The sequence below is a fragment of the Paraburkholderia sp. SIMBA_053 genome (assembly GCF_046534895.1).
GTDB classification, from domain to species: domain Bacteria; phylum Pseudomonadota; class Gammaproteobacteria; order Burkholderiales; family Burkholderiaceae; genus Paraburkholderia; species Paraburkholderia caledonica.
Window position 1 is genome coordinate 1 of record NZ_JAWRXU010001198.1, and the last position, 253, is coordinate 253.

The 253-nt window shown below is 71.5% G+C and carries 1 protein-coding gene; it reads right to left on the reverse strand.

The window, feature by feature from the left end:
• The coding region (locus tag SB753_RS39435; protein WP_410805472.1) for a hypothetical protein at positions 1–253 on the reverse strand (253 nt) is incomplete at both ends.

Sequence of the window (253 nt, forward strand, 5' to 3'; positions counted from 1 at the left end):
TCGGGGATCGCCCACACCGGCGTGCGCTCGTCGTGGAGGACCGCACGCACGGCATCGATCACGGCGTCGAGCGCGTCGGGGTCTGCCCGGTTCACGGCGACAGCGAAGAGTTCGGCCCGTTCGGCGTCGAGCTCGGACAGCGCCAGTTCTGCGATCTGTCCGACGGCAGCGGCTGCCCGAGCGGTCGTCGTGCCCAGCTGCTCCGCCTGGCGCTGCTGATCACGACCGCTGAGCACGAGCATGACCGGCGCCC